Origin of the sequence: Streptomyces sp. NPDC085932, from assembly GCF_044540525.1 — a bacterium.
GTDB lineage: Bacteria > Actinomycetota > Actinomycetes > Streptomycetales > Streptomycetaceae > Streptomyces > Streptomyces levis.
Genome location: NZ_JBITSJ010000004.1, coordinates 761,481 through 787,546, shown reverse-complemented (window position 1 = coordinate 787,546; position 26,066 = coordinate 761,481). Strand labels below are relative to the sequence as shown.

The window sequence follows — 26,066 nt, the reverse complement described above, 5'->3', positions numbered from 1 at the left end:
GCATGACCGCCACCGCGCCCCGCCCGTCCCTCGCCAGGACACCCGGAGCCCCGCGCCCGGCCCGTGGTCCCCGCCTGCCGGTGCGGGTCCTGCCCCTCGCCCCCGCGGTCGTCCTCCTGTTGCTGTTCCTGGCCGGCCCGATCGCGTACTGCGTTTTCATCGCCTTCACCGACCTCCAGCTCACCGGCCAGGCCGAGTCGTCGTTCGTCGGCTTCGACAACTTCACCCGGGCGTTCGGCGACGAGGCGTTCCTCAACGCCGTGTGGCTGACACTGGTGTTCACGGTCCTGTCGTCGCTGATCGGGCAGAACACCCTCGGTCTGGCGCTCGCCGCGCTGATGCGGCGCGCCTCGAAACCGGTACGCACCCTGACCGGTGGCATCGTGGTCACCGCGTGGGTCCTGCCGGAGGTGGTGGCGGGCTTCCTCCTCTACGCCTTCTTCCGCCGCGAGGGCACCCTGAACGCCGTCCTGGACTGGCTGCACCTGCCTGCCCAGAACTGGCTCTACACCCTGCCCATCCTGGCGGTGTCCTTCGCCAACGTCTGGCGGGGCACGGCCTTCTCGATGCTGGTCTACTCGGCCGCGCTGAACGAGATCCCGCAGGAGATCACCGAGGCGGCCGAGGTCGACGGGGCGGGCGGCTGGCGCCGCATGTGGCACATCACGCTCCCCATGATCCGCCGCTCCATCGGCACGAACCTGATGCTCAACACCCTGCAGACCCTCTCGGTCTTCGGCCTGATCTGGGTGATGACGCGCGGCGGCCCGGGCGGCCGCAGCCAGACGCTGCCGCTGTTCATGTACGAACAGGCCTTCCAGAACAGCCTGATCGGCTACGGCACGGCGGTCGCCCTGCTCCTCCTGCTGGTCGGCTCCCTCTTCTCCCTTCTCTACCTGCGCCTGCTGCGGACGGAGGTCTGACCCGCATGGCCACGCTCGCCTCCCGCCGCACGACCCGCCGCCTCGCCGCGGACGCCGGCCTGCTGGTCGTCGCCGCCGCGTTCGTCCTGCCCCTGGCCTGGGTCGTCCTCTCCGCCCTCGACCCGGGCGCCGACCTGCGGGTGAAGGTGCCCGACGGCCTGACCCTGGACAACTTCGACGCCGTCCTGACCCCCGAGATCACCTTCACGCCCCTGCTCAACAGCCTGCTCCTGTGCGGCGGCGCGACGCTGGTGACGGTGTTCTGCGCGGCCCTGGCCGCCTATCCGCTGTCCCGCTTCCGCTCCCGCTTCAACCGGCCGTTCCTGCTGACGATCCTCTTCGCCACCAGCCTGCCCATCACCGCGATCATGGTCCCGGTCTACGCGCTCTTCGTGCGGGTCGACCTGATCGACACCATGCACGGCACGATCCTGTTCTTCGCCGCGTCCCAACTTCCGTTCGCGATCTGGCTGATGAAGAACTTCATGGACGGCGTCCCGAAGGAACTGGAGGAGGCGGCCTGGACGGACGGCGCCTCGTCCCTGCAGTCGCTCGTCCGCATCGTGCTGCCCCTGATGGGCCCGGGCGTGGCCGTGGTGACGGTGTTCTCCTTCGTCATGATGTGGGGCAACTTCTTCGTCCCGTTCATGCTCCTGCTCACCCCCGACCAGATGCCGGCGTCGGTCAGCATCAACGACTTCTTCGGCAACCGGGGCATGGTGGCCTACGGCCAGCTGGCCGCCTTCTCCCTCGTCTACTCCACACCCGTGATCCTCCTGTACGTCCTGATCTCCAGGCGCCTGGGAGGAGGCTTCGCGCTGGGCGGGGCGGTGAAGGGCTGACCCGGGACCGGGAAGCAAACGCGGGCACCGGCTGTTGCACGCCGTGATCGCGGAGATCGCCGCGCCCGACACAAGGGGGAGTCATGTCCGTGCGTGCTCTGGTCGTCGATCCGTCCGCGCCCGTCGCCGTCCGGCTCGGCGAGGTCGCCGAGCCCGTGCCCGGACCGGGTCAGGTCCTCGTCGAGGCCTCGCACGTCTCGCTGAACCACGGCGACCTCAACGACGCCCGCTCCCGGCGTGTCCCGGTGGGAGCGGTGCTCGGCTCGGACGCCGCGGGCGTGGTCGTCCGGGCCGCGGCCGACGGGACCGGGCCGGTGGAGGGCACGCGGGTGGTGGCCCTGACCCCGGGGGCCTTCGCCGAGCGCGTCGCGATCGACGTGGGCGCGCTCGCCGAGCTGCCCGCGGGTCTGGACCCGGCGACGGCGGTGGGACTCCCGGTCGCCGGAGTGGCGGCCCTGCGTTCGCTGCGGGCCGCCGGTCTCGGACCGGGCAAGAGGGTGCTGGTCACCGGGGCGTCGGGCGGGGTCGGACTGTTCGCCGTCCAGCTGGCGGCCCGGGCCGGTGCCCACGTGATCGCGTCCGTGGGCTCGGCCGCCCGCGCCGAGGGGCCGGCCGGGGCCGGCGCCGACCAGGTGCTGATCGGGCTGGACGGGCTCGGGGACCCGGTGGACATCGTCATCGACAGCGTCGGCGGTCCGCAGCTGGTCGCCGCCTGGGAGCTGCTCGCCCCCGGTGGCAGCGTGCAGAGCGTCGGCTGGACGTCCGGGGAACCGGCGGTCTTCCCGCCCTACGCGACCGTCGGCCCGGCCAAGTCGCTGTCCTCCTTCGTCATCGACTCGGAGGCGGGAGCGGACCTGGCGGTCCTCACCGAACTGGCCGCCGAAGGGGCCCTGACGGTCCGGACCGGCTGGCAGGGGCCGTGGGACCGGTTCGACGAGGCGGCCGAGGCACTCCACGAACGCCGCATCCGCGGCAAGGCCATCCTGAAGGTGACGCCCCACCAGCACCGGACGGAACCCCGGCGTCCCACCGCCGCCGGTCCGGAACCCCAGCGTCCCGCTGACGGTGATCACCCCGGCATCCCCTGACGGCGGGCGTACCCCGGTGCTCCCACCGGCAGCGGGCGGAGCCCCGGCGCCCCGCTGCCGGCGGGCGGAAGCCCGGTGTCCCGCCCGTCCTCGTCGGCCCGGGCGGCTACCGCACCAGACACGGCCGCTTCGCGTCGAACGACCAGCCCGGTACGAGATACCGCATCGCCACCGCGTCGTCCCGGGCTCCCGCCGTCCCCGCCGCCTTCTCCCGGTACAGCTCGTGCGCCGCCAGCAGCCGGTCCATGTCCAGCGCGACGCCCAGCCCCGGCGCGTCCGGCACCGCGATCTCCCCGTCCACGATCCGCGGCGGATCCACCGTCAGCCGCTCCAGCCCCTCCTGCCAGATCCAGTGCGTGTCCAGCGCGTTGTAGTCCCCCGGCGCCGCCGCCCCGCAGTGCGTCACCATCGCCAGCGAGATGTCGAAGTGGTTGTTGGAGTGGCACCCCCACGTCAGCCCCGTCGCCCGGCACAACTGAGCCACCCGCACCGACCCCTGCATCGTCCAGAAGTGCGGATCGGCCAGCGGGATGGACACCGACTGCAGGGCCAGCGCGTGCGCCAGCTGCCGCCAGTCCGTCGCGATCATGTTGGTCGCCGTCGGCAGCCCGGTCGCCCGCCGGAACTCCGCGAGGATCTCCCGCCCCGAGTAGCCCTCCTCGGCCCCGCACGGATCCTCGGCGTAGGCCAGTGTCCCCACCAGCGGCCGGCACAGTTCGACCGCTTCGCGCAGCGACCAGGCCCCGTTGGGGTCGAGGGTGATCCGGGCGTCGGGGAACCGCCGTTTGAGCGCCCGCACGGCGGCGACCTCCTCGGTCCCCTCCAGCACACCCCCCTTGAGCTTGAAGTCCCGGAACCCGTACCGCTCGTACGCCGCCTCGGCCTGTCGCACGATCGCCTCGGGCGACAGCGCCTCCTCGTGCCGCACCCGGTACCACGCGACCGGGGAGCCGGGTTCGCGCACGTACTCCAGGTCGGTGCGGTCCGCGTCGCCCACGTAGAACAGGTAGCCCAGCACCCGCACGGACTCCCGTTGCTGCCCGTCCCCGAGCAGCGCTGCGACCGGTACGTCGAGGTGCTGCCCGAGCAGGTCCAGCAGGGCCGACTCGACCGCCGTGACGGTGTGCACGGTGGTCCGCCGGTCGAAGGTCTGCGCACCGCGGCCGCCCGCGTCCCGGTCGGCGAACCGCTCCCCGATCTCGCGCAGCACCCGCTTGTAGTCCGCGACCCTCGCCCCGACGACCAGCGACTCGGCGTCCCGCAGGGTCCGGGTGATGGCCTGCCCGCCGGGCACCTCCCCGAGCCCGGTCCGGCCCTCGGAGTCGGTGAGGACGACGACGTTGCGGGTGAAGTACGGCCCGTGCGCGCCGGAGAGGTTCAATTCCATGCTGTCCCGGCCGGCCACGGGGTAGACGGCGAACGCCGTGACGACCGGCTGCTGCCCGGTGCTCATCAGGTGCCCCCTTGAGTCGATGACTCATCTCTGCATGCAGACGGCGTCTACGTATGCAGATGGAGGCTAGGTGGGTGAATCGCAGGGGTCAATGGCCCGGTGATCAGCCATCCGCGAACGGAAACGCCCTCGCGGTACAGCGACCGCACGGATCGCGCCGCCGACTCCACCCGTGCGCGCCCCGCAGACCAGCCCACGGCGACGCACACCGCTTCGACGTCCGCCCCCGTGAACGACACCCGGGACACCTCGCCCGCGCCCGCGTCGGCGCGCACCACCGCTCGACCCGCACGCGAATATGCCCACTGAGCTTGCCGTTCGCCGGAGCCGTGGTCGCTGCGAATCCACCGCCGCCCCATCGGGCCGCCCCGCGCACCCGCGCATCCGTCCGCCGGACGGACGCCCCCGGCCCACCGAACCCGCCGGTAGCCGTAGCTTCCTACAATCCGTGATCCTGGCCGAACTGACCGTAGTCGCCGCAGTCTTGCGCCCCTAGCTTGTGGCCCGTGCGCCGACCTTCACCCAGCCCGAGCGAGCCCTCCCCCACGACGACTCCGCCCTTCAACGCCCCCGCCGCCCGCCGGCTGCGCGCGGCCCTCGGCATGGCCCCCGAGCACGTCGCCCACGGCATGCGCGTCTCGTACGGGCACCCGCACGTCTCCCCGGACCACGTGATCGCCTGGGAGCGCGGGATCGCGGCCCCGACCGACTCCGAACTCACCGCGCTCGCGGGCGTGCTGTGGTGCTCGCCGGCCGAGCTCATCGGCAGACCGCGCACCCTGCGCGAACACCGCATCGCCCGCTGCCTCGCCCCCGAGGACGTGGCGCGGGCCGTCGGGCACGACGTCCACGCGTATCTGCGCATGGAGGAGACGGACAGCTGGCGCGGCACCGAGCGCCAGTCCGCCGCGCTCGCCGAACTGCTCGGCCTCGGCCTGCCCGACTTCGTCACCGTCACGGGCCGCGACGCCCGGCTCGGCGACCTGCTGCGCAGCGCGGCCACCACCCGCTGGCAGGCCTACGTGCGCCCGGTGGCCCGGCTCGTCCCGCTGGACCGGCGGTTCCTGGAGGGCGCCCTGCAGAGCCTGCACGAGGACTACCAGGGCCACATGGCCGCCACCCTGAGCTGGGGCGGCGGCAGCGGTGACGCGGGCGGCGCCGGCCAGGAGTTCCTGGACCGGATCGTCGAGCACTTCTGGGCGAAGCTCCAGGACGATCCCGGCCGGGAGGGTGCCTAGAAGACCGACTCGGCCTCGTCCATGCGGTCCTTCGGCACGGTCTTCAGCTCGGTCACGGCCTCGGCGAGCGGCACCATCACGATGTCCGTCCCGCGCAGCGCGGTCATCCGCCCGAACTCGCCCCGGTGGGCCGCCTCCACCGCGTGCCAGCCGAACCGGGTGGCGAGGACCCGGTCGTAGGCGGTGGGCACACCGCCGCGCTGGACGTGGCCGAGGATGACCGGCTTGGCCTCCTTGCCCAGCCGTCGCTCCAACTCGTGGGCGAGGGCCGTGCCGATGCCCTGGAAGCGCTCGTGGCCGAACTTGTCTATGGCGCCCTTGCCGTAGTCCATGGTGCCGTCGGCCGGGTGCGCACCCTCGGCGACGCAGACCACCGCGAACTTCTTGCCGCGGGCGAAGCGCTCCTCGACCATCTTCACGAGGTCGGCCGGGTCGAAGGGCCGCTCCGGCAGGCAGATCCCGTGCGCGCCGGCGGCCATGCCGGACTCCAGCGCGATCCAGCCCGCGTGCCGCCCCATGACCTCCACGACCATCACGCGCTGGTGGGACTCGGCGGTGGTCTTCAGGCGGTCCATCGCCTCGGTGGCGACGCCGACCGCGGTGTCGAAGCCGAAGGTGCGGTCCGTGGAGGAGATGTCGTTGTCGATCGTCTTGGGCACGCCCACGACGGGCAGCCCCGCGTCGGAGAGCATCCGGGCCGCCGTCAGCGTGCCCTCGCCGCCGATCGGGATCAGCGCGTCGATGCCGAACTCGTGGATCATGTCGGAGGCGTTCTCGCAGGCCTCGCGCAGCCGGTCGCGCTCCAGCCGGGACGAGCCGAGGATGGTGCCGCCGCGGGCCAGGATGCCGCTGACGGACTCCAGGTCGAGGTTGCGGAAGCGGCCGTCGAGCAGGCCCGCGTACCCGTCCTCGAAGCCGATGACCTCGTCGCCGTAGTTGTCGACCGCCCGGTGCACGACCGACCGGATCACGGCGTTCAGGCCGGGGCAGTCGCCGCCTGCGGTGAGAACTCCGATACGCATCGTGCTGTGTCTCCTGCTCGCTGTTGATGCCGGTGAGCCACTGCCGATTGTTTCACGCTCCACAGCCCGCCGCGGAACCCCGGTCTGACGGGCGCCTTATATAGCGGCAGAGGTATTGTCAAGAGGGTTCTGCTCACCTCGGTGGGCGATTTTTCTGCCCTCGTTCGCGATGAAACGGAGAGCTCGCGTGACCCGCAGCGTGTACGTGACCGGCATCGACCGCGGTGACGGCCGCCAGGTCGTCGAACTGGGGGTCATGGAGCTCCTCACCCGGCAGGTCGACCGGGTCGGCGTCTTCCGCCCCCTGGTCCACGACGGGCCCGACCGCCTCTTCGAGCTGCTGCGTGCCCGCTACCGGCTCGCCCAGGACCCCGCGACCGTCTACGGCATGGACTACCACGAGGCCTCCGCCCTCCAGGCCGAGGCGGGCACGGACGAGCTGGTGTCCACGCTGGTCGACCGCTTCCACCGGGTCGCCCGCGACTTCGACGTCGTCCTGGTCCTCGGCACCGACTACGCGGACACCCAGCTCCCGGACGAGCTGTCGCTCAACGCCCGGCTGGCGAACGAGTTCGGCGCCTCGGTGCTCCCGGTCGTCGGCGGCCGCAAGCAGTCCGTGGAGTCCGTGCTCGCCGAGACGCGCAACGCCTACCGCGCCTACGACACCCTCGGCTGCGACGTCCTGGCCATGGTCGCCAACCGGGTGGCCCGCGAGGACCGCGACGAGATCGCCCGCCAGCTGGACTCCCGGCTCCCGGTGTCCTGTTACGTCCTGCCCGACGAGCCGGCCCTGTCCGCGCCGACCGTCTCGCAGATCAGCCACGCCCTCGGCGCCAAGGTGGTGCTGGGCGACGACTCCGGGCTCGCCCGGGACGTGCTCGGCTTCGTCTTCGGCGGCGCGATGCTGCCGAACTTCCTCGGCGCCCTGACCCCGGGCTGCCTCGTCGTCACCCCGGGCGACCGCGCCGACCTGGTCGTGGGAGCCCTGGCCGCACACAGCGCCGGAACCCCGCCGATCGCCGGTGTCCTGCTCACCCTGAACGAGGTGCCCGGCGAGGACATCCTCACCCTCGCCGACCGTCTCGCGCCGGGCACCCCCGTTCTGTCGGTGACCGGCAACAGCTTCCCCACCGCCGAGCAGTTGTTCTCCCTGGAGGGCAAGCTCAACGCGGCCACCCCGCGCAAGGCGGAGCGGGCCCTCGGCCTGTTCGAGCGCTACGCCGACTCCGGGGACCTCGCGCGCCGCGTCTCCGCCCCCAGCAGCGACCGCGTCACGCCGATGATGTTCGAGCACAAGCTGCTGGAGCAGGCCCGCAGCGACCTGCGCCGGGTGGTGCTGCCCGAGGGCACCGAGGAGCGCGTGCTGCACGCGGCCGAGGTGCTGCTGCGCCGGGGCGTGTGCGAACTGACCCTGCTCGGCCCGGTCGACCAGATCCGCAAGAAGGCCGCCGACCTCGGCGTGGACCTGGGCGAGACCCGGCTGATCGACCCGGCCACCTCCGAACTGCGGGACGGTTTCGCCGAGAAGTACGCGGCCCTGCGCGCCCACCGGGGTGTGACGGTGGAACTGGCCTACGACGTCGTCTCGGACGTGAACTACTTCGGCACGCTGATGGTCCAGGAGGGGCTCGCCGACGGCATGGTGTCGGGCTCGGTGCACTCCACAGCCGCGACCATCCGCCCGGCCTTCGAGATCATCAAGACCAAGCCGGACGCCGACATCGTCTCGTCGGTGTTCTTCATGTGCCTGGCCGACAAGGTCCTCGTCTACGGCGACTGCGCGGTCAACCCGGACCCGAACGCCGAGCAGCTCGCCGACATCGCCGTGCAGTCGGCGACCACGGCCGCCCGGTTCGGGGTGGAGCCGCGGATCGCGATGCTGTCGTACTCGACCGGCACGTCCGGCTCGGGCGCCGACGTCGACAAGGTGCGCGAGGCCACCGAGCTGGTCCGCTCGCGCCGCCCCGACCTGAAGATCGAGGGCCCGATCCAGTACGACGCCGCCGTGGAGCCGTCGGTCGCGGCGACCAAGCTGCCCGGATCCGAGGTCGCCGGGCAGGCCAGCGTGCTGATCTTCCCCGACCTGAACACCGGCAACAACACCTACAAGGCGGTGCAGCGCTCGGCCGGCGCCATCGCCGTCGGACCGGTGCTGCAGGGCCTGCGCAAGCCGGTCAACGACCTGTCCCGGGGCGCCCTGGTCCAGGACATCGTCAACACCGTCGCCATCACGGCGATCCAGGCCCAGACCCCGTCCCCGAGCGAGAAGGCAGCCACCCAGTGAGCCCGACCCGTGTCCTCGTCCTCAACTCCGGTTCCTCGTCGGTGAAGTACCAGCTGCTCGACATGCGCGACAGCAGCCGGCTGGCGGTGGGCCTGGTCGAGCGGATCGGCGAGCAGACCTCCCGGCTGAAGCACACCCCGGCCGGCGGCGGGAGCCGGGAGCGCGGCGGGGCGATCGCCGACCACGACGCCGCCCTGAAGGCCGTGGCGGAGGAGCTCGCCAGGGACGGCCTCGGCCTGGACTCGCCGGAGCTGGCCGCGATCGGCCACCGGGTGGTCCACGGCGGCAAGTCCTTCACCGAGCCGACCGTGATCGACGACCGGGTGCTCGCCGAGATCGAGCGGCTCATCCCGGTGGCCCCGCTGCACAACCCGGCCAACCTCACCGGCATCCGCACGGCGCGGTCGCTGCGGCCGGACCTGCCGCAGGTCGCCGTCTTCGACACCGCCTTCCACACGACGATGCCGGAGTCGGCCGCGCGCTACGCGATCGACGTCGAGACGGCCGACGCGCACCGCATCCGCCGGTACGGCTTCCACGGCACCTCCCACGCCTACGTGTCCCGGGCCACGGCCGAACTGCTGGGCAAGGACCCGTCCGAGGTGAACGTGATCGTGCTGCACCTGGGCAACGGGGCGTCGGCGTCGGCCGTGCGGGGTGGCCGCTGCGTGGACACCTCCATGGGTCTGACGCCTTTGGAGGGGCTCGTGATGGGTACGCGCTCCGGTGACATGGACCCTGCCGTCATCTTCCATTTGATGCGTGTTGGTGGAATGTCCGCCGACGAGATCGACACTCTCCTCAACAAGAAGAGCGGTCTGATCGGTCTGTGCGGCGACAACGACATGAGGGAGATCCGCCACCGGGTCGACGCGGGCGACGAGCGGGCGGAGCTGGCGTTCGACATCTACATTCACCGGCTGAAGAAGTACATCGGCGCCTATTACGCCGTACTCGGGCGGGTGGACGCGATCGCCTTCACCGCGGGTGTCGGGGAGAACGCGGCGCCGGTGCGCGAGGCCGCGCTGGCCGGCCTGGAGGAGCTCGGCATCGCGGTGGACGGCGAGCGCAACGCCGTGCGCGGCGACGAGGCGCGGCTGATCTCGCCCGAGGGCGCCCGGGTGGCGGTGGCGGTGGTACCCACTGACGAGGAATTGGAGATCGCGACACAGACCTACGCGCTGGTAAATGGTTCGGGGAATCACACCTGAGCGGCATCCCGCCCTTTTGTATTTTCCGCCAGACGGAATATTCCGCTGGGAAACAAACCGATAGGATCGCCCCCATGCGCCGTTCGAAAATCGTCTGTACTCTCGGCCCCGCGGTCGACTCCCACGATCAGCTTGTCGCGTTGATCGAAGCCGGCATGAACGTGGCCCGCTTCAACTTCAGCCACGGCTCGCACGCCGAGCACCAGGGCCGGTACGACCGGGTCCGGGCCGCCGCCAAGGAGACCGGCCGGGCCATCGGTGTCCTCGCCGACCTCCAGGGCCCGAAGATCCGTCTGGAGACCTTCGCCGAGGGTCCCGTGGAGCTGGTGCGCGGTGACGAGTTCACCATCACCACCGAGGACGTCCCCGGCGACAAGACGATCTGCGGGACGACCTACAAGGGCCTGCCCGGCGACGTGAACAAGGGCGACCAGGTCCTCATCAACGACGGCAACGTCGAGCTGAAGGTCACCGAGGTCGAGGGCCCCCGGGTGAAGACGATCGTCATCGAGGGCGGTGTCATCTCCGACCACAAGGGCATCAACCTGCCCGGCGCGGCCGTCAACGTGCCCGCCCTGTCGGAGAAGGACATCGAGGACCTCCGCTTCGCCCTCCGCATGGGCTGCGACCTGGTCGCGCTGTCGTTCGTCCGGGACGCCAAGGACGTCGCCGACGTGCACCGCGTGATGGACGAGGAGGGCCGCCGGGTCCCGGTCATCGCCAAGGTGGAGAAGCCGCAGGCGGTGCAGAACATGGAGGACGTCGTGATGGCGTTCGACGGCGTGATGGTCGCCCGCGGTGACCTCGCCGTCGAGTACCCGCTCGAGAAGGTCCCCATGGTGCAGAAGCGCCTGATCGAGCTGTGCCGGCGCAACGCCAAGCCGGTGATCGTGGCGACCCAGATGATGGAGTCGATGATCACCAACTCCCGTCCGACCCGCGCCGAGGCCTCCGACGTGGCCAACGCGATCCTGGACGGCGCCGACGCGGTCATGCTGTCCGCCGAGTCGAGCGTGGGCGCGTATCCGATCGAGACCGTCAAGACGATGTCGAAGATCGTCACCGCGGCCGAGCAGGAGCTGATGTCCAAGGGCCTGCAGCCGCTCGTCCCGGGCAAGAAGCCGCGCACGCAGGGCGGTTCGGTGGCCCGTGCCGCCTGCGAGATCGCCGACTTCCTCGGCGGCCGCGGCCTGGTCGCCTTCACCCAGTCCGGTGACACCGCGCGCCGCCTGTCCCGCTACCGCGCGCAGCAGCCGATCATCGCCTTCACCACCGACGAGGGCACCCGCAACCAGATGGCGCTGAGCTGGGGCGTGGAGCCGTACGTGGTGCCGTTCGTGAACAGCACCGACGAGATGGTCGACCTGGTGGACCAGGAGCTGGTCAAGCTCAACCGCTTCAACGCGGGCGACATCGTGGTGATCACGGCCGGTTCGCCGCCCGGCGTCCCCGGCACCACCAACATGGTGCGGGTGCACCACCTGGGCACCAAGAGCTGACCCCGGGGCCCGTGAGGGCGCCGGACGAGGCCGAGGGCGCCCCCTGGGATCCAGGGGGCGCCCTCGTGTGTGCGGCTCCCGAACGGGCTCGTGGGGGTGCTCAGTCGATGTAGTTGTGCAGCCCGGGCACGTGTAGGGTCCCGCCGAACTGGCCCGCCTGCGTGACCTTCACGTTGGTGAAGTAGATCAGCGGGATGTTCAGCGGCGGCGGGTGCTCCGGGTCGAAGGTGATCGGGATCAGCCCGAGCAGGTTGCCCGAGATGCTCTCGGTGTACATCACCGTGTCGCCGTCGCGGATCGTGGACGTCGAGCCCTTGGCCGCCTGCACGTGGTAGGTCTTGCCGGACTGCTTGTCCTTGACCGTCTGGTGGAGGTCACCGATGTCGGTGCCGCCGGAGATGACGTACTTCAGGACCTTCTTGACCGAGCCGTTGGCGGTGCGCACCTCGACGACGCCCTTGTAGTCGGCACCCTTCAGCGTCAGCGAGCTGGCGTTGAGGTACCAGGGGTCGTCCGGCAGCGGCACCTTGTTGTCGACGCCGCCCTCGGCGTCGGTGGCGGCCGGACAGTCGTCGGGGTCCGTGGTGGCGCTCGGGCTCGGGGTCGGGCTGGGCGAGGCGGTGGCCTCCGCAGCCTTCTCCGCCGCCTTCTCCGCGGCCGCCTTCCCGGCGGCCGCTGCGGTGTCCTCGGCGGGCTCCTCGGCCTTCTCGGCGGTGTCCTTGACGGTGTCCTCGGCCGGGCCGGCGGCCTTCCCGGTCGCCTCCCGGGCGGTGCCGGTGGCGTCCTCGGCAGGCTCGTCGGCGGTCTGGGACGCCGGGGCGGACGGGGTGGGGCTCGGGCTCGCCTCCGCCTTGTCGCCGCCGCCCAGGATGCCGTCGATGGCGTCGCCGATGCCCTCCAGCAGGCCACCGCCGCTCTCGGACGGCGAGGGGGACGGCGTGGCCGTCGCGTCGTCGCCGCCCGTGGCCGGCTTGCTCGGGGACGGGGCGGGCGCGGGCTCGTCCTTGTCGTCGGAACCTGAATCCGGCGAAGAGGAGTCGCCCTCGCTGTCGTCCGTGCCGCCCGTGCCCGCGGAGGGCGACGGCTTCGGGGCCGTGCCGCTCTGGTCGTCCTTGCCGTCCGTCGCGCCGTCACTGGCCGAGGGAGACGGCGTGGGCGAGACCGAGGTGTCGTCCTCGGCGGTCCTGCCCTCGTCCTCCAGGGCCGCCACGCAGTCCTTGTACTCGTCCACCGTCAGGCTCTTGGACGTCGGCGTCGCCGGGTTGTTGCTGTCGGCGATGGCGAGCGTCGACGTGAAGCCCATCCCCATGAGCACCGCCGTCGGCATCGCCGCCATGGCTATCGCCTTGCCGGCCGGCCTGTTGAACCTGGTGAACAGCGGCTTCTTGGGTGCCGCGTGGCGCGGCCCGGTTCTCACACGGGACGCCTCCACATCAGCCCCGTGGGTCACCTCGTCAGCCGGCACTGTGCCTCCCGTTCGCCCCGTTGGCCGGGTTCGTTCCTGATAGATCGTTCGGCGCGTCCACCCCGTCCACGGGCTTGATCACCGTGGTGTCGTGGTCCGTCGCCTCGGGAGCCCCGCCCGTGCCTTCGGCGGCGTGGGGGGCGAGCTGCCCGGCGGGCAGTGCGCCCGGCGCCCAGGCCACGGCCATCGCGCCGCCCACGAGGGCGAGCAGGAAGCCGATGAGGAAACCGCCCAGGTTGGACACGGGGATGGACACCAGCGCCAGCAGGATGGCCGCGACTCCCGCGAAGACGCGGACGTGCTTCTGGAACCAGAGACTGACGCCCAGTACGACGAGCAGCACGCCGATGATCAGAGACCCGGCGCCCGCGGTGGTCGCCATCGCCAGCGTCAGGTGACCGATCTGGAGGTTCGCGTACGGGAAGTAGGCGATGGGCAGCCCGCTGAGCAGGACGAACAGCCCGGCCCAGAACGGCCGCGTACCCCGCCAGGCGCGGAACTGCTGCCTCCGGAGAGTGAACTGGCCGCCTGCGGCAGGAGTCTCGGCGCTCATGGAAAAACAGCTCCCTGGTACGGCGTTGCTGTGGTGGTGATGTGGGCCGCGCGTGAAGGCGCGGCCGGAAGGTGGACGGGCGGGGGCGCCACCGGCTCCCCCGCCCGTCATCGAGTGCTTAGTAGCACTCCTTGACACCCGTCGACAGCGACATCTTCAGGCCGCTGAGCTTGAAGGTTCCGGCGGTGGTCGCCCACGCCGTCTGCTTCACGTCGGTCAGGGTCGCCCGGTCGGCCTGCTGGGCGAAGCCGTACGGGTTCGCCGTCTCGCCCTTCCTCATGGCCGGACCCTTGGTGGCGTCCTTGGCGGCCACACCGATGTCGATGTTCTCGAACGTCGCGTCGGCGCTGAGGTCGGCGACGTCGATGTAGAGGTTCTGGGCCTCCACCGGCTTCGCACCCTGACCCGCACGCAGGATCAGGCTGACGTTCCCGAGCACCGGAATGTTCGGGGTGACGACCGACTGGCACAGGTTCTTGATCGTCGCCGACTTGAACGACGAGACCGCGACCGGGTGCACCGACTTCTTGCCGTCGAGCGTGTATCCCTCGTCGAGGGCGCCGTACTGCGAGAAGCCCTCACCGACGAGCTGGTCGGTCGTGACCTTGAACGACTGGCCGGAGACGCTGAACGACGCGGCGAGAGCGCCCTGCGCGAGGGCGACACCTATCGCAGCCGTGGCGGCGACGCTGGGCACCATGACCACAGCGAACCGCTTCCATCTGGTCCCGCCACGCACCTGGGACTCCATATTTCCTCCTTCTCGGACGTACATCTCCTGTCCTGGCTCGCCCCGAGTCGCGGCTCAGCCGGGCAGGGATGGGAGAAGTGCTACGTCCTCGGGAAGGAGAGCGCCTGCACTCGGCGGCGCAACTGCGCCCGAATCACCGGCGATCACCCCCGAGCGACAACCACTGGTCGCGCCTGACACGCATCACGCACAACCCTGCTGGACAGGCTTCGCCGAGTGGGCGAAGACCCCCCTGTCCAAGAGCCGGCGCCACTGCCGCCGGCTCTGCTCGGTGGGGACCCAGGACGTCCCGCGACCCAACCGGCTGCCGGGGTACGGGATTGGACCGAGCGTGGCCGATCGTGGTGCATTCTCGCCGCCCGCACAAGGGGGTTCGTTACTCGCTAGTAACGGGGGGATAACCGAACAACGACCCATCGGTCTCGGTCGGCGACGCAGGGTGGCCCGGAGTGGCGGTACAAAGCTGTTGATCGCTGGACAGAATCCGACAGATCAACGCCCGTGACTTACTAGCAGTAACAGCGGCCGCGATTACCAAGTTTTGGTAAAGCGCGGCCGCAGTGACACTCTTCGGGCGAACTTTTCACGCGGGCACCACAGGCCCGCGCGTTTAACGACTGGTCAGAACAGGGCGCGCGCCAGGGCCCGGCGCGCCGCGATCACCCGCGGGTCATCGGGTCCGACCACCTCGAACAGCTCCAGCAGCCGCACCCGCACGGCATCCCGGTCGTCACCCACCGTGCGCTGCACGGTCTCGATGAGCCGGCCGAAGGCGTCCTCGACATGGCCGCCCACCAGATCCAGGTCGGCGGCGGCGATCTGCGCCTGCACGTCGGCGGGCTTCTCGGCCGCCTCCTTGCGCACCCGCTGCGGGTCGACACCCTGCACGCGCTGGAGCAACTCGGCCTGCGCGAGGCCCAGTTTGGCCTCCTCGTTGCCCGGGTCCTCGTTCAGCACGTTCCGGTACGCCTGGACGGCACCGCCCAGGTCCCCCGAGTCCAGCGCCTGCACGGCGGCTTCGAGGAGCCCGTCGTGCGGACCGGCCGGCCGCTCGGGGGCCGCCGGGGCGCCGCCGGGCTCGGCTTCGGGGTCGACGGTCAGGCCAGTCAGGCCGAAGCGCTGTTCGGCGACCTGCACCAGCTGGTCCAGGGTCTGCCGGATCTGCGCCTCGCCCGCGGCGCCCTGGAAGAGCGGCAGTGCCTGCCCCGCGACGACCGCGAAGACCGCGGGGATCCCCTGGATGCCGAACTGCTGCATCAGCATCTGGTTGGCGTCGACGTCGATCTTCGCGAGCAGGATGCGGCCGTTGTACTCGACGGCCAGCCGCTCCAGGACCGGGCTCAGCTGCTTGCAGGGCTGACACCACTCGGCCCAGAAGTCGATGACGACCGGGACCTCGGCGGACCGCTGCAGGACGTCCCGCTCGAACCCCGCCTCGTCGACGTCGATGACGAGATCGGCCGGGGAGATCGCCCCCGTCCCGCCCTCACGGGCTGCTTGGGCGCGCGCCTGCTCCGCCTTCGCCTTGGCCTCCTGGGCCGCCTTCACCGCGGCGAGGTCGACGACTCCGCTCATGGACATGTTCCGTGGCTGCATGCGTCTATCCTCCCCCGTACTGCGCGCGCGTGTGAAAAACGGTGTGAAAGCAAGGCCGGTCTGTGCCCTCGGCGCCGGGTCCCCACCCCACGCCGTGCGTGCGAGGCCCGTGTACGTCCCTCACGGGCTTTCGCTACGAGTCGTAGCGTAATGCCATGCCGCGCTCCCGGGACACCAGGCCCCGGTGATCTCCCTCACGGGGCCGCACGGGAACCGCCGGTTTATGGTCGGGACATGCAGAGCCGCAGCCCAGCCAGCCGCACCGGGCGCCCGCGCAGCGCCGCGGCGGACGCCGCGATCCTGGCCGCCACCCGGGAGGCGCTCGTGGAGCTGGGCTGGTCCAAGCTCACGCTGGGAGACGTCGCGACGCGCGCGGGGGTGGCGAAGACGACGCTCTACCGCCGCTGGGCGGGCAAGAACGAACTCGTCGTCGACGCGGTGGCGGAACTCTTCGACGCACTGCGCCTCCCCGACCGCGGCTCCCTGGCGGCGGACATCGAGGGCGTGGTGCTGCAGTTCGCCACGATCCTGGCCCTCCCCGAGGCGAAGAGCGGCCTGATGGCGGTGGTGGCGGAGGCCACCCGCGACGACGCCCTGCGCGAACGCATCCGCGCCTCGGTCGTCGACCGCCAGAAACGCCTGGTCCTGGAGGGCCGCGCCCGGGCCCAGGCGAGAGGCGAACTCCCACCCGAACCGGACCCCGGCGCGGCCGCCCGCACGGTGGACCTGATCTTCGACATGGTCGCGGGCGCGGTGGTGCACCGCACCCTGGTGAGCGGACATCCGGTGGACGGGGAGTGGGTCCGCGGCTTCACCCAGGTGCTGCTGCACGGCCTCGCTCAGAAGCCGGCCGGCTCCGTGTAGACCCCCCACTCGTCCCGCAGCACCCCGCAGATCTCGCCGAGCGTGGCCTCCGCGCGGACGGCGTCCAGCATCGGCTCGATCATGTTGGAGCCGTCGCGCGCGGCGGTCAGCATCGCGTCCAGCGCGGCGCGCACCGCCGCGTCGTCGCGGGCCGACTTCCGCTCGGCCAGGACCCGCACCTGCTCGCGCTCCACCTCGTGGCTGACCCGCAGGATCTCCAGGTCGCCGGTGACCGAGCCGGTGTGGACGTTGACGCCGACGACCTTCTTGTCGCCCTTCTCCAGCGCCTGCTGGTACCGGAACGCCGACTCGGCGATCTCGCCGGTGAACCAGCCGTCCTCGATGCCGCGCAGGATGCCGGAGGTGATCGGGCCGATGGGGTGCTGCCCGTCGGGGTGCGCCCGCAGTCCGCGCTCCTTGATCTGGTCGAAGATCTTCTCGGCGTCGGCCTCGATGCGGTCGGTGAGCTGCTCGATGTACCAGGAACCGCCCAGCGGGTCGGCGACGTTGGCGACGCCGGTCTCCTCCATCAGCACCTGCTGCGTGCGCAGCGCGATCTCGGCGGCCTGCTCGCTCGGCAGGGCGAGGGTCTCGTCGAGCGCGTTGGTGTGCAGCGAGTTCGTCCCGCCGAGCACGGCCGCCAGGGCCTCCACGGCCGTGCGCACGACGTTGTTGTACGGCTGCTGCGCGGTGAGCGAGACGCCGGCGGTCTGCGTGTGGAACCGCAGCCACTGGGCCTTCTCGGACGTGGCGCCGTAGACGTCGCGCATCCAGCGGGCCCAGATCCGGCGGGCCGCGCGGAACTTGGCGATCTCCTCGAAGAAGTCGACGTGCGCGTCGAAGAAGAAGGACAGGCCGGGCGCGAAGACGTTCACGTCCAGCCCGCGGGAGAGACCAAGCTCCACGTACCCGAAGCCGTCCGCGAGGGTGTAGGCCAGCTCCTGCGCGGCCGTCGCTCCGGCCTCGCGGATGTGGTAGCCGGAGACGGACAGCGGCTTGTACGCGGGGATGCCGGCCGCGCAGTGCTCCATCAGGTCGCCGATGAGCCGCAGGTGCGGCTCGGGCTGGAAGAGCCACTCCTTCTGGGCGATGTACTCCTTGAAGATGTCCGTCTGGAGCGTGCCGTTCAGGACGGACGGGTCGACGCCCTGCCGCTCGGCGGCGACCAGGTACATGCAGAAGACCGGGACGGCCGGGCCGCTGATGGTCATGGACGTCGTGACGTCACCGAGCGGGATGTCCTTGAACAGGACTTCCATGTCGGCGGCCGAGTCGATGGCGACACCGCAGTGCCCGACCTCGCCCAGCGAGCGCGGGTCGTCCGAGTCGCGGCCCATCAGCGTGGGCATGTCGAAGGCGACCGAGAGCCCGCCCCCGCCGTTGCGGAGGATCATCTTGTAGCGCTCGTTGGTCTGCTCGGCGTTGCCGAACCCGGCGAACTGCCGGATCGTCCACGTCCGCCCCCGGTAGCCGGTGGCGTACAGGCCGCGGGTGAAGGGGTACTCCCCCGGCCAGCCGATCCGGTCGAAGCCCTCGTACGTGTCCCCGGGCCGGGGCCCGTACACCGGCTCCACGGCATCGCCGGAGAGCGTCGTGAAGTCGGCCTCGCGCTTGCGCGCGGCGTCGTAGCGGGCCTGCCAGCGACGGCGGCCTTCCTCTATGGCGTGAGCGTCCATACCCTCGAATTTACTAGGACGTCCTAGTAAATGTCGATGGCAGACCGCCGTACGTTCGCCCGTACGGCGGTGCGGTTACGCCTTGGCGGTCGCGGGCGCGTCCTCGGTGACCCGCGCCTGCAGCTCGTGGCTGATCCGGCGCTCCACGAAGAAGGCGGCCGTGGGGATGGTGCCGGCGAGCAGCACCCACAGCTGCTTGGCGACCGGCCACTTCGCCTTGGAGCCCAGGTCGAAGGCGAAGACCAGGTACACGACGTAGAGCCAGCCGTGCGCGATGCTGACGACGCGCGTGAAGTCGGCCGCGCCGTCCAGGTCGAGCACGTACTTGCCGATCATGCCGAAGGTCAGCAGGACCAGCAGGACGCCGGTGACGTAGGCCATCACGCGGTAGCGGGTCAGCACGCTCTTTTTCATGCCGTCGAGCGTAACCACCCGTTCCGGGGGATCTTGCCCCGGGTCACTGCTCCTCGAAGTCCCCCGCGGCGATCCGCAGCGGGCGCAGCATCGCGAAGATCTCCGCACACTCCTCGGCGTCGTACGCGCCGAGCCCGAAGTCCATGGCCATCAGGTCACGGGTGGCCGACTCGACGACCTCGCGGCCCTTGTCGGTGATGCTGGCCAGGGTGCCGCGGCCGTCGTTCGGATTGGGCCGCTTGGCGACCAGACCGGACCTCACCAGGCGGTCCACGGTGTTGGTCACGGAGGTGGGGTGGACCATCAGCCGCTCACCGATCTTGGACATCGGCAGCTCGCCCGACTTGGAGAAGGTGAGCAGCACCAGCGCCTCGTAGCGGGCGAACGTCAGCCCGTACGGCTTGACCACCGCGTCGACCTCGGCGAGGAGGATCTGCTGCGCGCGCATGATCGAGGTGATCGCGGCCATGGACGGCACGTTTCCCCAGCGCTGCTTCCAGCGTTCGTCGGCGCGCGCGATCGGATCGAAGGAGAGACTGAGCGGCTTCGGCACGGTCCAGACCTTACCGGCCGGTCACATGGTGGTCAGCCCTGTCTCGCCCTTCGGTCGGGCCACCCGGCCGGTGCCGTCGAGTCATGTCCTTTCCGCAGCGATTCCATCGCGTATGTCACGATTGCTTCCCGTTCGTCACCCACTGTCACCATCCTTCCAGGGAGCGGCATGACTCGGCTGATCCACGCCCTCGCGGCCCTCTCGGTGCTCGGTCTCGCCGGGGGCTGCACGTCCGCCGACCGCGACGAGGGCGCCACCGACGTCGACACCACCCAGGCCGGCTACGCGGCCTCCCCGTTCTGGGTGGACCCCGACAGCCCCGCGGCCCGGCAGGCGCGGCTCTGGCAGCGGCAGGGCCGTGAAGGGGACGCCGCGCTGATCAAGCGGATCGCCGACCAGCCGGTCGCGCTCTGGCCGGCCGGTGAGGTCGACCCGGCCCCGACGGTCCGGGCGGCGGCGACGGCCGCGAGCCGGGAGGGGAAGACGGCGGTCTTCGTCGCGTACAACATCCCGCACCGGGACTGCGGTCAGCACTCGGCCGGCGGGGCGGCGGACGCGAACGCCTACCGGGACTGGATCGGCAAGTTCGCCGACGCCCTCGGCGAGGCCGACGCCCTGGTCGTCCTGGAGCCCGACGCGATCGCGCACGTCGTGGACGGCTGCACCCCCGGCGAGTACCACGCCGAACGCGAGCAGCTGCTCGGCGAGGCCATCACCCGGCTGAAGCAGCAGCCCAACACCAAGGTCTACCTGGACGCGGGCAACGCGGACTGGATCAAGGAGGCGCAGAAGCTGGTCGAGCCGCTGAAGCGGGCCGGGATCGAACGGGCCGACGGCTTCGCCCTCAATGTCTCCAACTTCCAGACCGACGAGGTCACCACCGAGTACGGCGGCCGGCTCGCCGAGGCCCTCGGCGGCAAGCACTTCGTCGTCGACACCAGCCGCAACGGCAACGGCCCCCTGCCCGGCGTCTGGTGCAACCCGCCGGGCAGGGCGCTCGGCACCCCGCCCACCACCGCCACCGGCCGGCCCGTCGTCGACGCCTACCTGTGGATCAAGCGGCCCGGCGAGTCGGACGGGACCTGCGAGGGCGGGCCGGCCGCCGGGCGCTGGTGGCCCGAGTACGCCCTGGAGCTGGCGCGCAATGCCAAGGGCTGACCCGTCCGCCGCTCACTGCACGTGGACCCACTTGGCCTTGGAGGGCGTGCCCTCGGCGTCCGTCACGAACAGCATGTACCAGCCGGGCGGTACGAGGGCCGGGTCGCGCGGCACGCCGAACGTCACCGCGTCGCCCTTCCTGGTGATGTCCAGCTCGATGGAGCGCTGTTCGACGTCCGTGGTGTGCGTGACCGCGCTGGGCCGCATCAGCCGGGCCGCCGCCACCCGCTCCGGGTGGTCCGTGCGGAACGTGATGCGGTGGTCGTCGTCCAGCGTGCGCGGGCCCTCCTTCAGCACGGGGCGCTTCAGGGCGTTCCTGTGCAGCGCGGGCGGGGTGAAGACCTCCATGCGCTGCTCGAAGTGGCCCAGCTTGGTGTTCTGCTGGTCGTCGAAGAGGGGGTCGGAGCCGAAGGTGGCGATCCGCCCGTCGGGCAGCAGCAGCGCCTCGGAGTGGTAGTTGCGGCCCACCTTCGGGGCGGCGGCCTCCCGGAAGGCGTTGGCCTTCGGGTCGTAGAACTGCGCCCGGAGGATGTTGCTGGCGCTGCGGCCCCGGTAGTCCTTCGAGCCGTTGGACGTGAACACGGTGTCGTCGGGCATGATCACGCTGTTCAGGTAGCGGGTGCCCTGTGGCAGGTCGGGCCCGGTCTCGAAGGCCGGGTTGTCCTTCTTCAGGTCGACGACGGCCGTGCGCGGCGTGGACTTCCTGGACTCTCCGACGCCGCCCCCGCCGAGGATCATCACCTTCTGCTCCTGCGCGGGGGGCAGCAGGACGGAGGCCGAGGTCTCGGTCTGGTCGATGTCCTTCAGGCCCGGCACCTTGCGGAACGTGTTGGTCTCCAGGTCCCACAGGCCCGGCTCGCGCCCCTGGTCGGCGGGCCCGTACCCGGCGTTGGAGGCCGAGTAGAACAGCTTGCCGCCCTTGGTGAGGAACAGGGCCGGGTACGTGGGGAAGTAGCGCTTGGGGCCGGGTGACCACTTCTTGGTCTCCGGGTCGTAGATCTCGTTGTCGCCCGGGTCGATCATGCCGACGTCGTCGAGGCCGGACACCGCGAGGACCCGCCCGTCGTCCAGGCCGACCAGCGTCGGGTACCAGCGGGCCTTGTCCATCGGGTCGACCGGGACGTACTTCTCGGCCTTCGGGTCGAACTCGTAGGCGGCGCGGATGCCCTGGAAGTCCTGCTTGTCGAGGGTGATCTTCTCCGACAGGCCGTAGACGTTCTCGGCGGCCCGGCCCTTGAGGCCGACGACCGCGTACTGCGCCTGCTGGTCGGTGACCGACCGCTTGCCCTTCTTGACGGCCTCCACGAAGACGCGGGACTCGCTGGCGGTGACCTTGGTCCTCCAGGGCTGCATCACCCCGCGGCTGTTGTACGTGACCTTGAAGGTGCGCTTGGCCTTGGGGACGGTGACGTCGAACTTCGTGACGTACTCGACGCCCGAGGGGGAGCGGAAACGGGTGCCCTTCTTCAGGAACACCGCCCTGTCGGGGCTCTCGTTCTTCACGCGCATGCCGCCGCCGGCCCGGGTCACCTCGCCGTCCAGGAGCTCGTAGCGCGCGGTGCCGCCGGCCACCAGCAGGCGGCCGTCGGGCAGTTGGGCGTGCCCGGCGCAGAAGAAGTCCTCCGGGGTGGGGACCTTCTTGAAGGTGTTCTTCTCCGGGTCCCACAGGACCGTGTCGAACTCGCCCTTGTCGAACTTGCGCTGCTCGTTGCCCGACCCGGCGACGATCAGCACCTTGCCGGTGTGCAGCAGGGCGGCGTGGATGGCGTTGGTGCGGTACTCCTCGGGGATGGCGACCTGGTCCCAGGAGCCGTACTTCGCCTTGTAGCCGGGCTGGGCGATCTTGTACTCGTGGTACTGCGTGGAGGCGAAGTCCAGTGCGGCCGGGGCGTTCAGGCCCGCCAGGACCGCGATGCCGCCGATGCCCAGGACGGTCTTCTTGGTCTTCTGCGAGGGCTGGTACGCCATGGGCTAGTTGCCTCCTGTCGTGGTGCCGGTCGCGGGGGCCGCCGCCGGGGACACGGTGGCGAGCGCCGGGGCGGGCTCCTTGGATTCGGGCACGCGCGCGTGCGTGGGGGTGGCGGCGGGCGCCTGCGCGGGACGCGGGGTCCGCACGGGCCGCGGGTGGCGCTCCCGGTGCTCCTTGAGGAGGGTCACGGCCCACACCCCGGCCGGGGCCAGGGAGATGGCCAGGGCGAGGACCGCCCAGGTGCGCATCGCGGCGTGGGTGTGGTCCAGCGCGATCGAGGCGGCCAGGGACGTGGCCAGCAGGGCGGCCCAGAAGAGATGGATCCGGAAGGTGGCCGGCCGGTCGGGGCTGGCGTCGCCGCCCTTGGGCGTGACGACGAACCGGCTGGGGCGGCGCAGCAGGGCCTCGCCGAGGGACTTGAGGTAGATCGGCGCGGACAGGGCCGACATCGCCATGCCGGCCAGGCCGCCGGAGCCCTCCGGTTCGTGCGGGGAGACGTTGTGCCGGCGGTTCCACAGGTACAGGCCGACCTGGAGGGCGGCCGCGTCGCTGTACAGCATCATCCACACCGAGGCCGAGACCTGGGTGCCGGAGGCGCCGAACCAGAGGAACAGCACGCAGCTGAGGATGCCGAGCAGCCAGTTGACGGCCGTCATCGGGTAGTAGACGAGCATCAGCGTGTAGGACAGCAGGCGGCCCGGGGGCATGCTGAAGGGCGCCTTCCAGTACTGCTTCAGGAGCGTCTCGTAGGTCCCGCGCGACCAGCGCATCTGCTGGGTGAAGAAGTCGGTCCAGGAGGCGGGGCCCTCGCCGACGGCGAGCACGTCCGGGGTGTAGACGGAGCGCCAGTGGTGGCCGGTGGCCGGGTTGCGGTGGCGGTGGATCTCGAAGCCGGTGGCCATGTCCTCGGTGATGGAGTCGTACAGGCCGCCGATCTGCTTGACGACGGAGACGCGCACGACGTTGTTGGTGCCGACGAACATGGGGGCGCGGTAGCGGTTGCCGGCGCGCTGGATCAGGGCGTGGAAGAGGAACTGCTGCGACTCGGCGGCCTTGGTGACCGGGTTGTGGTAGTTGCCGTACACCTGGGGGCCGACGACGAAGGCGACGTCCGGGTCGCGGAAGTAACCCATCATCCGCTCCAGGAAGTTCGGGAGCGGGACGTGGTCGGTGTCGACGGAGGCGAAGAAGTCGTAGGCGTCGCCGTGCATGGCGATCCAGGCGTTGTAGTTGCCGTGCTTGGTGCGCGCCTTGTGGACGCCTTCGGACCGGTTCCACTCGGGGACGCCGAGCCGGGTGAAGTGCCGGACGCCGAGTTCCGCGCACAGGGCCTTGGCCTCGGCGTCGTCGCCCTCGTCGAGGAGCCAGACGTCGACCGGGCCGGTGTGGTGGATGCGGACGGCGCCCTCCAGGGTCGCCCGGACCATGGAGAGGGGTTCCTTGCCGGGGACGTAGGTGGTGAGGAAGGCGACGCGGGTGCCGGGTTCGGGGACGACCGGGACGGGGTCGCGGGCCACCATCGTGGCGTGGGCGACCGAGGCGACGTTGACCAGCATGAAGAGTTCGATGAGGCCGATCGAGACCAGCATGGTGATGTCGAGGCCGACGAGCCAGCGTTCCCCGCCCTCGCGTTCCACCCAGTGGGTGGGCCACACGAGGTAGACCAGCAGGGCACCCGTCAGCAGCGGGGCGAGGCACATCAGCAGGACGGCTCGTATTCGGCGGGGCTCGCGGGCGAGGAGCGAGGCGTACTGCACCCGGTACGCCTCACCGGACGGCTCCGTGAGCGGTCCGGCGAGTCGGCTGTGGGAGTCGTAGTCGTAGCCCTCCGGCCGCACAGCGCCCTCCAGATGGTCGAGACCTGATCGAAGCGCAATACCCCGATACCCATACGTAAGTGGACCTTTGGGGCGGTGTCGATCTGGGGGCGTCCAGGCGGGTGGGGCGCCGGGAGGGCGGCGCGGCGGCACCTCCCGCCGTCGTGTGGCGCGGCGTCCCGCCTTGAGGCGCGCGAAAACCCCGGCTCTTCCCAAGAGCCGGGGTCTGCGTCGCGTCAGGTCTCGACGGGGCTACTCCGCGAGATGCCGCTCCACCGTCTCCACCTTGGACGTGAGGCCGTCCGTCACCCCGGGGCGGATGTCCGCCTTCAGGACCAGGGAGACCCGGGGCGCGCGGCGCTCCACCGCGGCGACCGCGCGGCGGACCACGTCCATCACTTCGTCCCACTCGCCTTCGACGGACGTGAACATCGCGTCCGTCCGGTTCGGCAGTCCGGACTCCCGCACCACCCGCACGGCGTCGGCGACGTACTCCCCCACGTCCTCACCGACCCCCAGCGGCGTCACGGAGAAGGCGACGATCACGCGTTCACCACGCCCTCGTTGCGCGCCCGGGACGCGATGACCGCGTCCTCGGCCTCGCGCCGCAGCTTGCGCTCGGCGAAGAACCCGCCGGCCGGCAGCACCGAGAGCACGAAGTACACCGCGGCCGTCTGCAGCGACCACTTCGCCCGGTTCCACGCGTCCGCCCAGAAGATCACGTACAGGACGAACAGCGCGCCGTGCACCGCCCCCATCACCGGCACGGCGTTGAACTCGGTGGTCCGCTTCAGCACCGAGCAGACCAGCAGGAGCAGGAACGAGATCGCCTCGGGGGCCGAGACCAGGCGGAGGCGGCGGAGGGCGGTGGCGGTCTTGAGGTCCACGGGTCACCTTCGGTGGGAGAGAAAACGGTTTGTGAACGCACGCACAAGCGTCCCGCCCATTGTGGCAAACCGCCGGGGGCCCCGGCCCCCAGGGGTGCGTCAGGGTCGTTCTCCACCCTGGGGACCTGTCGGCGGGCCCGGGCCTGGGGCTACCTTCCCGTATGTGGCGATGTTCCGACTTCAAGGCAGCAAGGTGCTCGCCGTCGACATGACCGGAGACGCCGTCAAGGCGAAGAACGGCTCGATGGTCGCGTACGACGGCGAGATGGCCTTCAAGAAGCTCAGCGGCGGCGGCGAGGGCATACGGGGAATGGTGACCCGACGGCTCACCGGCGAGCAGATGACGTTGATGGAGGTGAAGGGGCGGGGGACCTGCTGGTTCGCCGACCGCGCCTCCGAGATCAACCTGGTCGGCCTCCAGGGCGACAAGCTCTGGGTCGAGTCGAGCAACCTGCTCGCGACCGACGGCGGGCTGCGCACGGGGACCGAGTTCACCGGCCTGCGCGGAGCCTCGCAGGGCAACGGGCTGTTCACGACGACCGTCGAGGGCCACGGCCAGGCGGCGATCATGTCGGACGGCCCGGCCGTGGTGCTGCGCGTCAGCCCGCAGTACCCGCTGACGGTGGACCCGGGGGCCTACGTGGCCCACCAGGGCAACCTCCGGCAGTCCTTCCAGTCCGGTGTGACATTCCGCACGCTGCTCGGGGAGGGCGGCGGCGAGGCGTTCCAGATGCGGTTCGAGGGGGACGGCCTGGTGTACGTGCAGCCGAGCGAGCGGAACACGATCGCGGGAGACGTGTGAG

At 70.9% G+C, this 26,066-nt stretch carries 23 protein-coding genes; 10 read left to right on the top strand and 13 right to left on the bottom strand.

Going from position 1 to position 26,066, the window contains the following annotated elements; genetic code table 11:
• The first annotated feature begins 2 nt into the window (after positions 1–2).
• The 3 genes from ACIGAQ_RS23940 to ACIGAQ_RS23930 all read left to right on the top strand — a co-directional run bounded on the left by ACIGAQ_RS23940 (position 3) and on the right by ACIGAQ_RS23930 (position 2,853).
• Positions 3–923 carry a sugar ABC transporter permease gene (locus tag ACIGAQ_RS23940; protein ID WP_362278656.1) on the top strand — a complete coding sequence of 307 codons (921 nt, stop codon included), beginning with the start codon at positions 3–5 and terminating at the stop codon, positions 921–923.
• A 5-nt stretch (positions 924–928) separates the two neighbouring features.
• A complete protein-coding gene (locus ACIGAQ_RS23935) occupies positions 929–1,765 on the top strand; it encodes a carbohydrate ABC transporter permease (RefSeq protein WP_399785824.1) in 837 nt (278 codons plus the stop codon).
• Between the two features lie 83 nt (positions 1,766–1,848).
• Entirely contained in the window at positions 1,849–2,853 is a 1,005-nt protein-coding gene (locus ACIGAQ_RS23930) for a zinc-binding dehydrogenase (protein ID WP_399785821.1), read from the top strand.
• A gap of 106 nt (positions 2,854–2,959) precedes the next feature.
• Here ACIGAQ_RS23930 and ACIGAQ_RS23925 read toward each other — a convergent pair whose 3' ends face one another.
• The gene (locus tag ACIGAQ_RS23925) at positions 2,960–4,306 is read right to left on the bottom strand and encodes an enolase C-terminal domain-like protein (protein WP_399785818.1); all 1,347 of its coding nucleotides are present in this window, start codon (positions 4,304–4,306) and stop codon (positions 2,960–2,962) included.
• A 506-nt stretch (positions 4,307–4,812) separates the two neighbouring features.
• Here ACIGAQ_RS23925 and ACIGAQ_RS23920 point away from each other — a divergent pair.
• On the top strand, positions 4,813–5,544 hold the full coding sequence (locus ACIGAQ_RS23920) for a helix-turn-helix transcriptional regulator (protein ID WP_311679319.1): 732 nt from the start codon (positions 4,813–4,815) through the stop codon (positions 5,542–5,544).
• Here the strand turns inward: ACIGAQ_RS23920 and ACIGAQ_RS23915 are convergent.
• Positions 5,541–6,566 (bottom strand): ATP-dependent 6-phosphofructokinase, encoded by a 1,026-nt coding sequence (locus ACIGAQ_RS23915; RefSeq protein WP_311679320.1) that lies wholly within the window; start codon positions 6,564–6,566, stop codon positions 5,541–5,543. The genes ACIGAQ_RS23920 and ACIGAQ_RS23915 overlap by 4 nt on opposite strands.
• Positions 6,567–6,753: 187 nt before the next feature.
• Here ACIGAQ_RS23915 and pta point away from each other — a divergent pair, with 187 nt between their 5' ends.
• The 3 genes from pta to pyk all read left to right on the top strand — a co-directional run bounded on the left by pta (position 6,754) and on the right by pyk (position 11,560).
• Positions 6,754–8,850, top strand: a complete 2,097-nt coding sequence (pta, locus tag ACIGAQ_RS23910; protein WP_399785814.1) for a phosphate acetyltransferase — start codon at positions 6,754–6,756, stop codon at positions 8,848–8,850.
• Positions 8,847–10,061 carry an acetate kinase gene (locus tag ACIGAQ_RS23905; RefSeq protein WP_399785811.1) on the top strand — a complete coding sequence of 405 codons (1,215 nt, stop codon included), beginning with the start codon at positions 8,847–8,849 and terminating at the stop codon, positions 10,059–10,061. The genes pta and ACIGAQ_RS23905 overlap by 4 nt, the downstream gene beginning before the upstream one ends.
• A 74-nt stretch (positions 10,062–10,135) precedes the next feature.
• Positions 10,136–11,560: a pyruvate kinase gene (gene pyk, locus ACIGAQ_RS23900; RefSeq protein ID WP_311679323.1), complete on the top strand. Its 1,425-nt coding sequence runs from the start codon at positions 10,136–10,138 to the stop codon at positions 11,558–11,560.
• Between the two features lie 100 nt (positions 11,561–11,660).
• On the opposite strand, the gene ACIGAQ_RS23895 is transcribed toward pyk, so the two are convergent.
• From ACIGAQ_RS23895 to ACIGAQ_RS23880, 4 genes are all read right to left on the bottom strand, one after another.
• Positions 11,661–13,025 carry a hypothetical protein gene (locus tag ACIGAQ_RS23895; protein WP_399785807.1) on the bottom strand — a complete coding sequence of 455 codons (1,365 nt, stop codon included), beginning with the start codon at positions 13,023–13,025 and terminating at the stop codon, positions 11,661–11,663.
• A complete protein-coding gene (locus ACIGAQ_RS23890; protein ID WP_399785804.1) occupies positions 13,015–13,578 on the bottom strand; it encodes a DUF6114 domain-containing protein in 564 nt (187 codons plus the stop codon). The genes ACIGAQ_RS23895 and ACIGAQ_RS23890 overlap by 11 nt, the downstream gene beginning before the upstream one ends.
• Before the next feature lie 118 nt (positions 13,579–13,696).
• Positions 13,697–14,329, bottom strand: a complete 633-nt coding sequence (locus ACIGAQ_RS23885; RefSeq protein WP_094055872.1) for a DUF6230 family protein — start codon at positions 14,327–14,329, stop codon at positions 13,697–13,699.
• A 621-nt stretch (positions 14,330–14,950) separates the two neighbouring features.
• Positions 14,951–15,925, bottom strand: a complete 975-nt coding sequence (locus tag ACIGAQ_RS23880; protein ID WP_311679327.1) for a tetratricopeptide repeat protein — start codon at positions 15,923–15,925, stop codon at positions 14,951–14,953.
• Positions 15,926–16,159: 234 nt separating this feature from the next.
• Here ACIGAQ_RS23880 and ACIGAQ_RS23875 point away from each other — a divergent pair, with 234 nt between their 5' ends.
• Positions 16,160–16,789, top strand: coding sequence for a TetR/AcrR family transcriptional regulator (locus tag ACIGAQ_RS23875; RefSeq protein ID WP_311679328.1), 630 nt, complete (start codon positions 16,160–16,162; stop codon positions 16,787–16,789).
• Here the strand turns inward: ACIGAQ_RS23875 and ACIGAQ_RS23870 are convergent.
• The 3 genes from ACIGAQ_RS23870 to ACIGAQ_RS23860 all read right to left on the bottom strand — a co-directional run bounded on the left by ACIGAQ_RS23870 (position 16,765) and on the right by ACIGAQ_RS23860 (position 19,432).
• A complete protein-coding gene (locus ACIGAQ_RS23870; RefSeq protein ID WP_311679329.1) occupies positions 16,765–18,465 on the bottom strand; it encodes a methylmalonyl-CoA mutase family protein in 1,701 nt (566 codons plus the stop codon). The genes ACIGAQ_RS23875 and ACIGAQ_RS23870 overlap by 25 nt on opposite strands.
• A 75-nt stretch (positions 18,466–18,540) precedes the next feature.
• Positions 18,541–18,879, bottom strand: a complete 339-nt coding sequence (locus ACIGAQ_RS23865; protein ID WP_311679330.1) for a DUF3817 domain-containing protein — start codon at positions 18,877–18,879, stop codon at positions 18,541–18,543.
• Positions 18,880–18,922: 43 nt separating this feature from the next.
• Positions 18,923–19,432, bottom strand: coding sequence for a MarR family winged helix-turn-helix transcriptional regulator (locus ACIGAQ_RS23860; RefSeq protein WP_094055876.1), 510 nt, complete (start codon positions 19,430–19,432; stop codon positions 18,923–18,925).
• 168 nt (positions 19,433–19,600) lie between these two features.
• Here ACIGAQ_RS23860 and ACIGAQ_RS23855 point away from each other — a divergent pair, with 168 nt between their 5' ends.
• The gene (locus ACIGAQ_RS23855) at positions 19,601–20,590 is read left to right on the top strand and encodes a glycoside hydrolase family 6 protein (protein ID WP_399785797.1); all 990 of its coding nucleotides are present in this window, start codon (positions 19,601–19,603) and stop codon (positions 20,588–20,590) included.
• A gap of 12 nt (positions 20,591–20,602) precedes the next feature.
• Here the strand turns inward: ACIGAQ_RS23855 and ACIGAQ_RS23850 are convergent, their stop codons facing one another.
• The 4 genes from ACIGAQ_RS23850 to ACIGAQ_RS23835 form a co-directional block, all read right to left on the bottom strand.
• On the bottom strand, positions 20,603–22,558 hold the full coding sequence (locus tag ACIGAQ_RS23850) for a galactose oxidase-like domain-containing protein (protein WP_399785794.1): 1,956 nt from the start codon (positions 22,556–22,558) through the stop codon (positions 20,603–20,605).
• A gap of 3 nt (positions 22,559–22,561) precedes the next feature.
• A complete protein-coding gene (locus tag ACIGAQ_RS23845; protein WP_399785791.1) occupies positions 22,562–24,397 on the bottom strand; it encodes a glycosyltransferase family 2 protein in 1,836 nt (611 codons plus the stop codon).
• A gap of 231 nt (positions 24,398–24,628) precedes the next feature.
• Positions 24,629–24,922, bottom strand: coding sequence for an MTH1187 family thiamine-binding protein (locus ACIGAQ_RS23840; protein ID WP_030854324.1), 294 nt, complete (start codon positions 24,920–24,922; stop codon positions 24,629–24,631).
• Positions 24,919–25,263: a DUF3817 domain-containing protein gene (locus tag ACIGAQ_RS23835; protein WP_311679334.1), complete on the bottom strand. Its 345-nt coding sequence runs from the start codon at positions 25,261–25,263 to the stop codon at positions 24,919–24,921. Before ACIGAQ_RS23835 ends, ACIGAQ_RS23840 begins: the two co-directional genes overlap by 4 nt.
• Before the next feature lie 169 nt (positions 25,264–25,432).
• Between ACIGAQ_RS23835 and ACIGAQ_RS23830 the strand changes: the two genes are divergently transcribed.
• Positions 25,433–26,065, top strand: a complete 633-nt coding sequence (locus tag ACIGAQ_RS23830; protein WP_362278645.1) for an AIM24 family protein — start codon at positions 25,433–25,435, stop codon at positions 26,063–26,065.
• The last annotated feature ends 1 nt before the right edge of the window (position 26,066 follow it).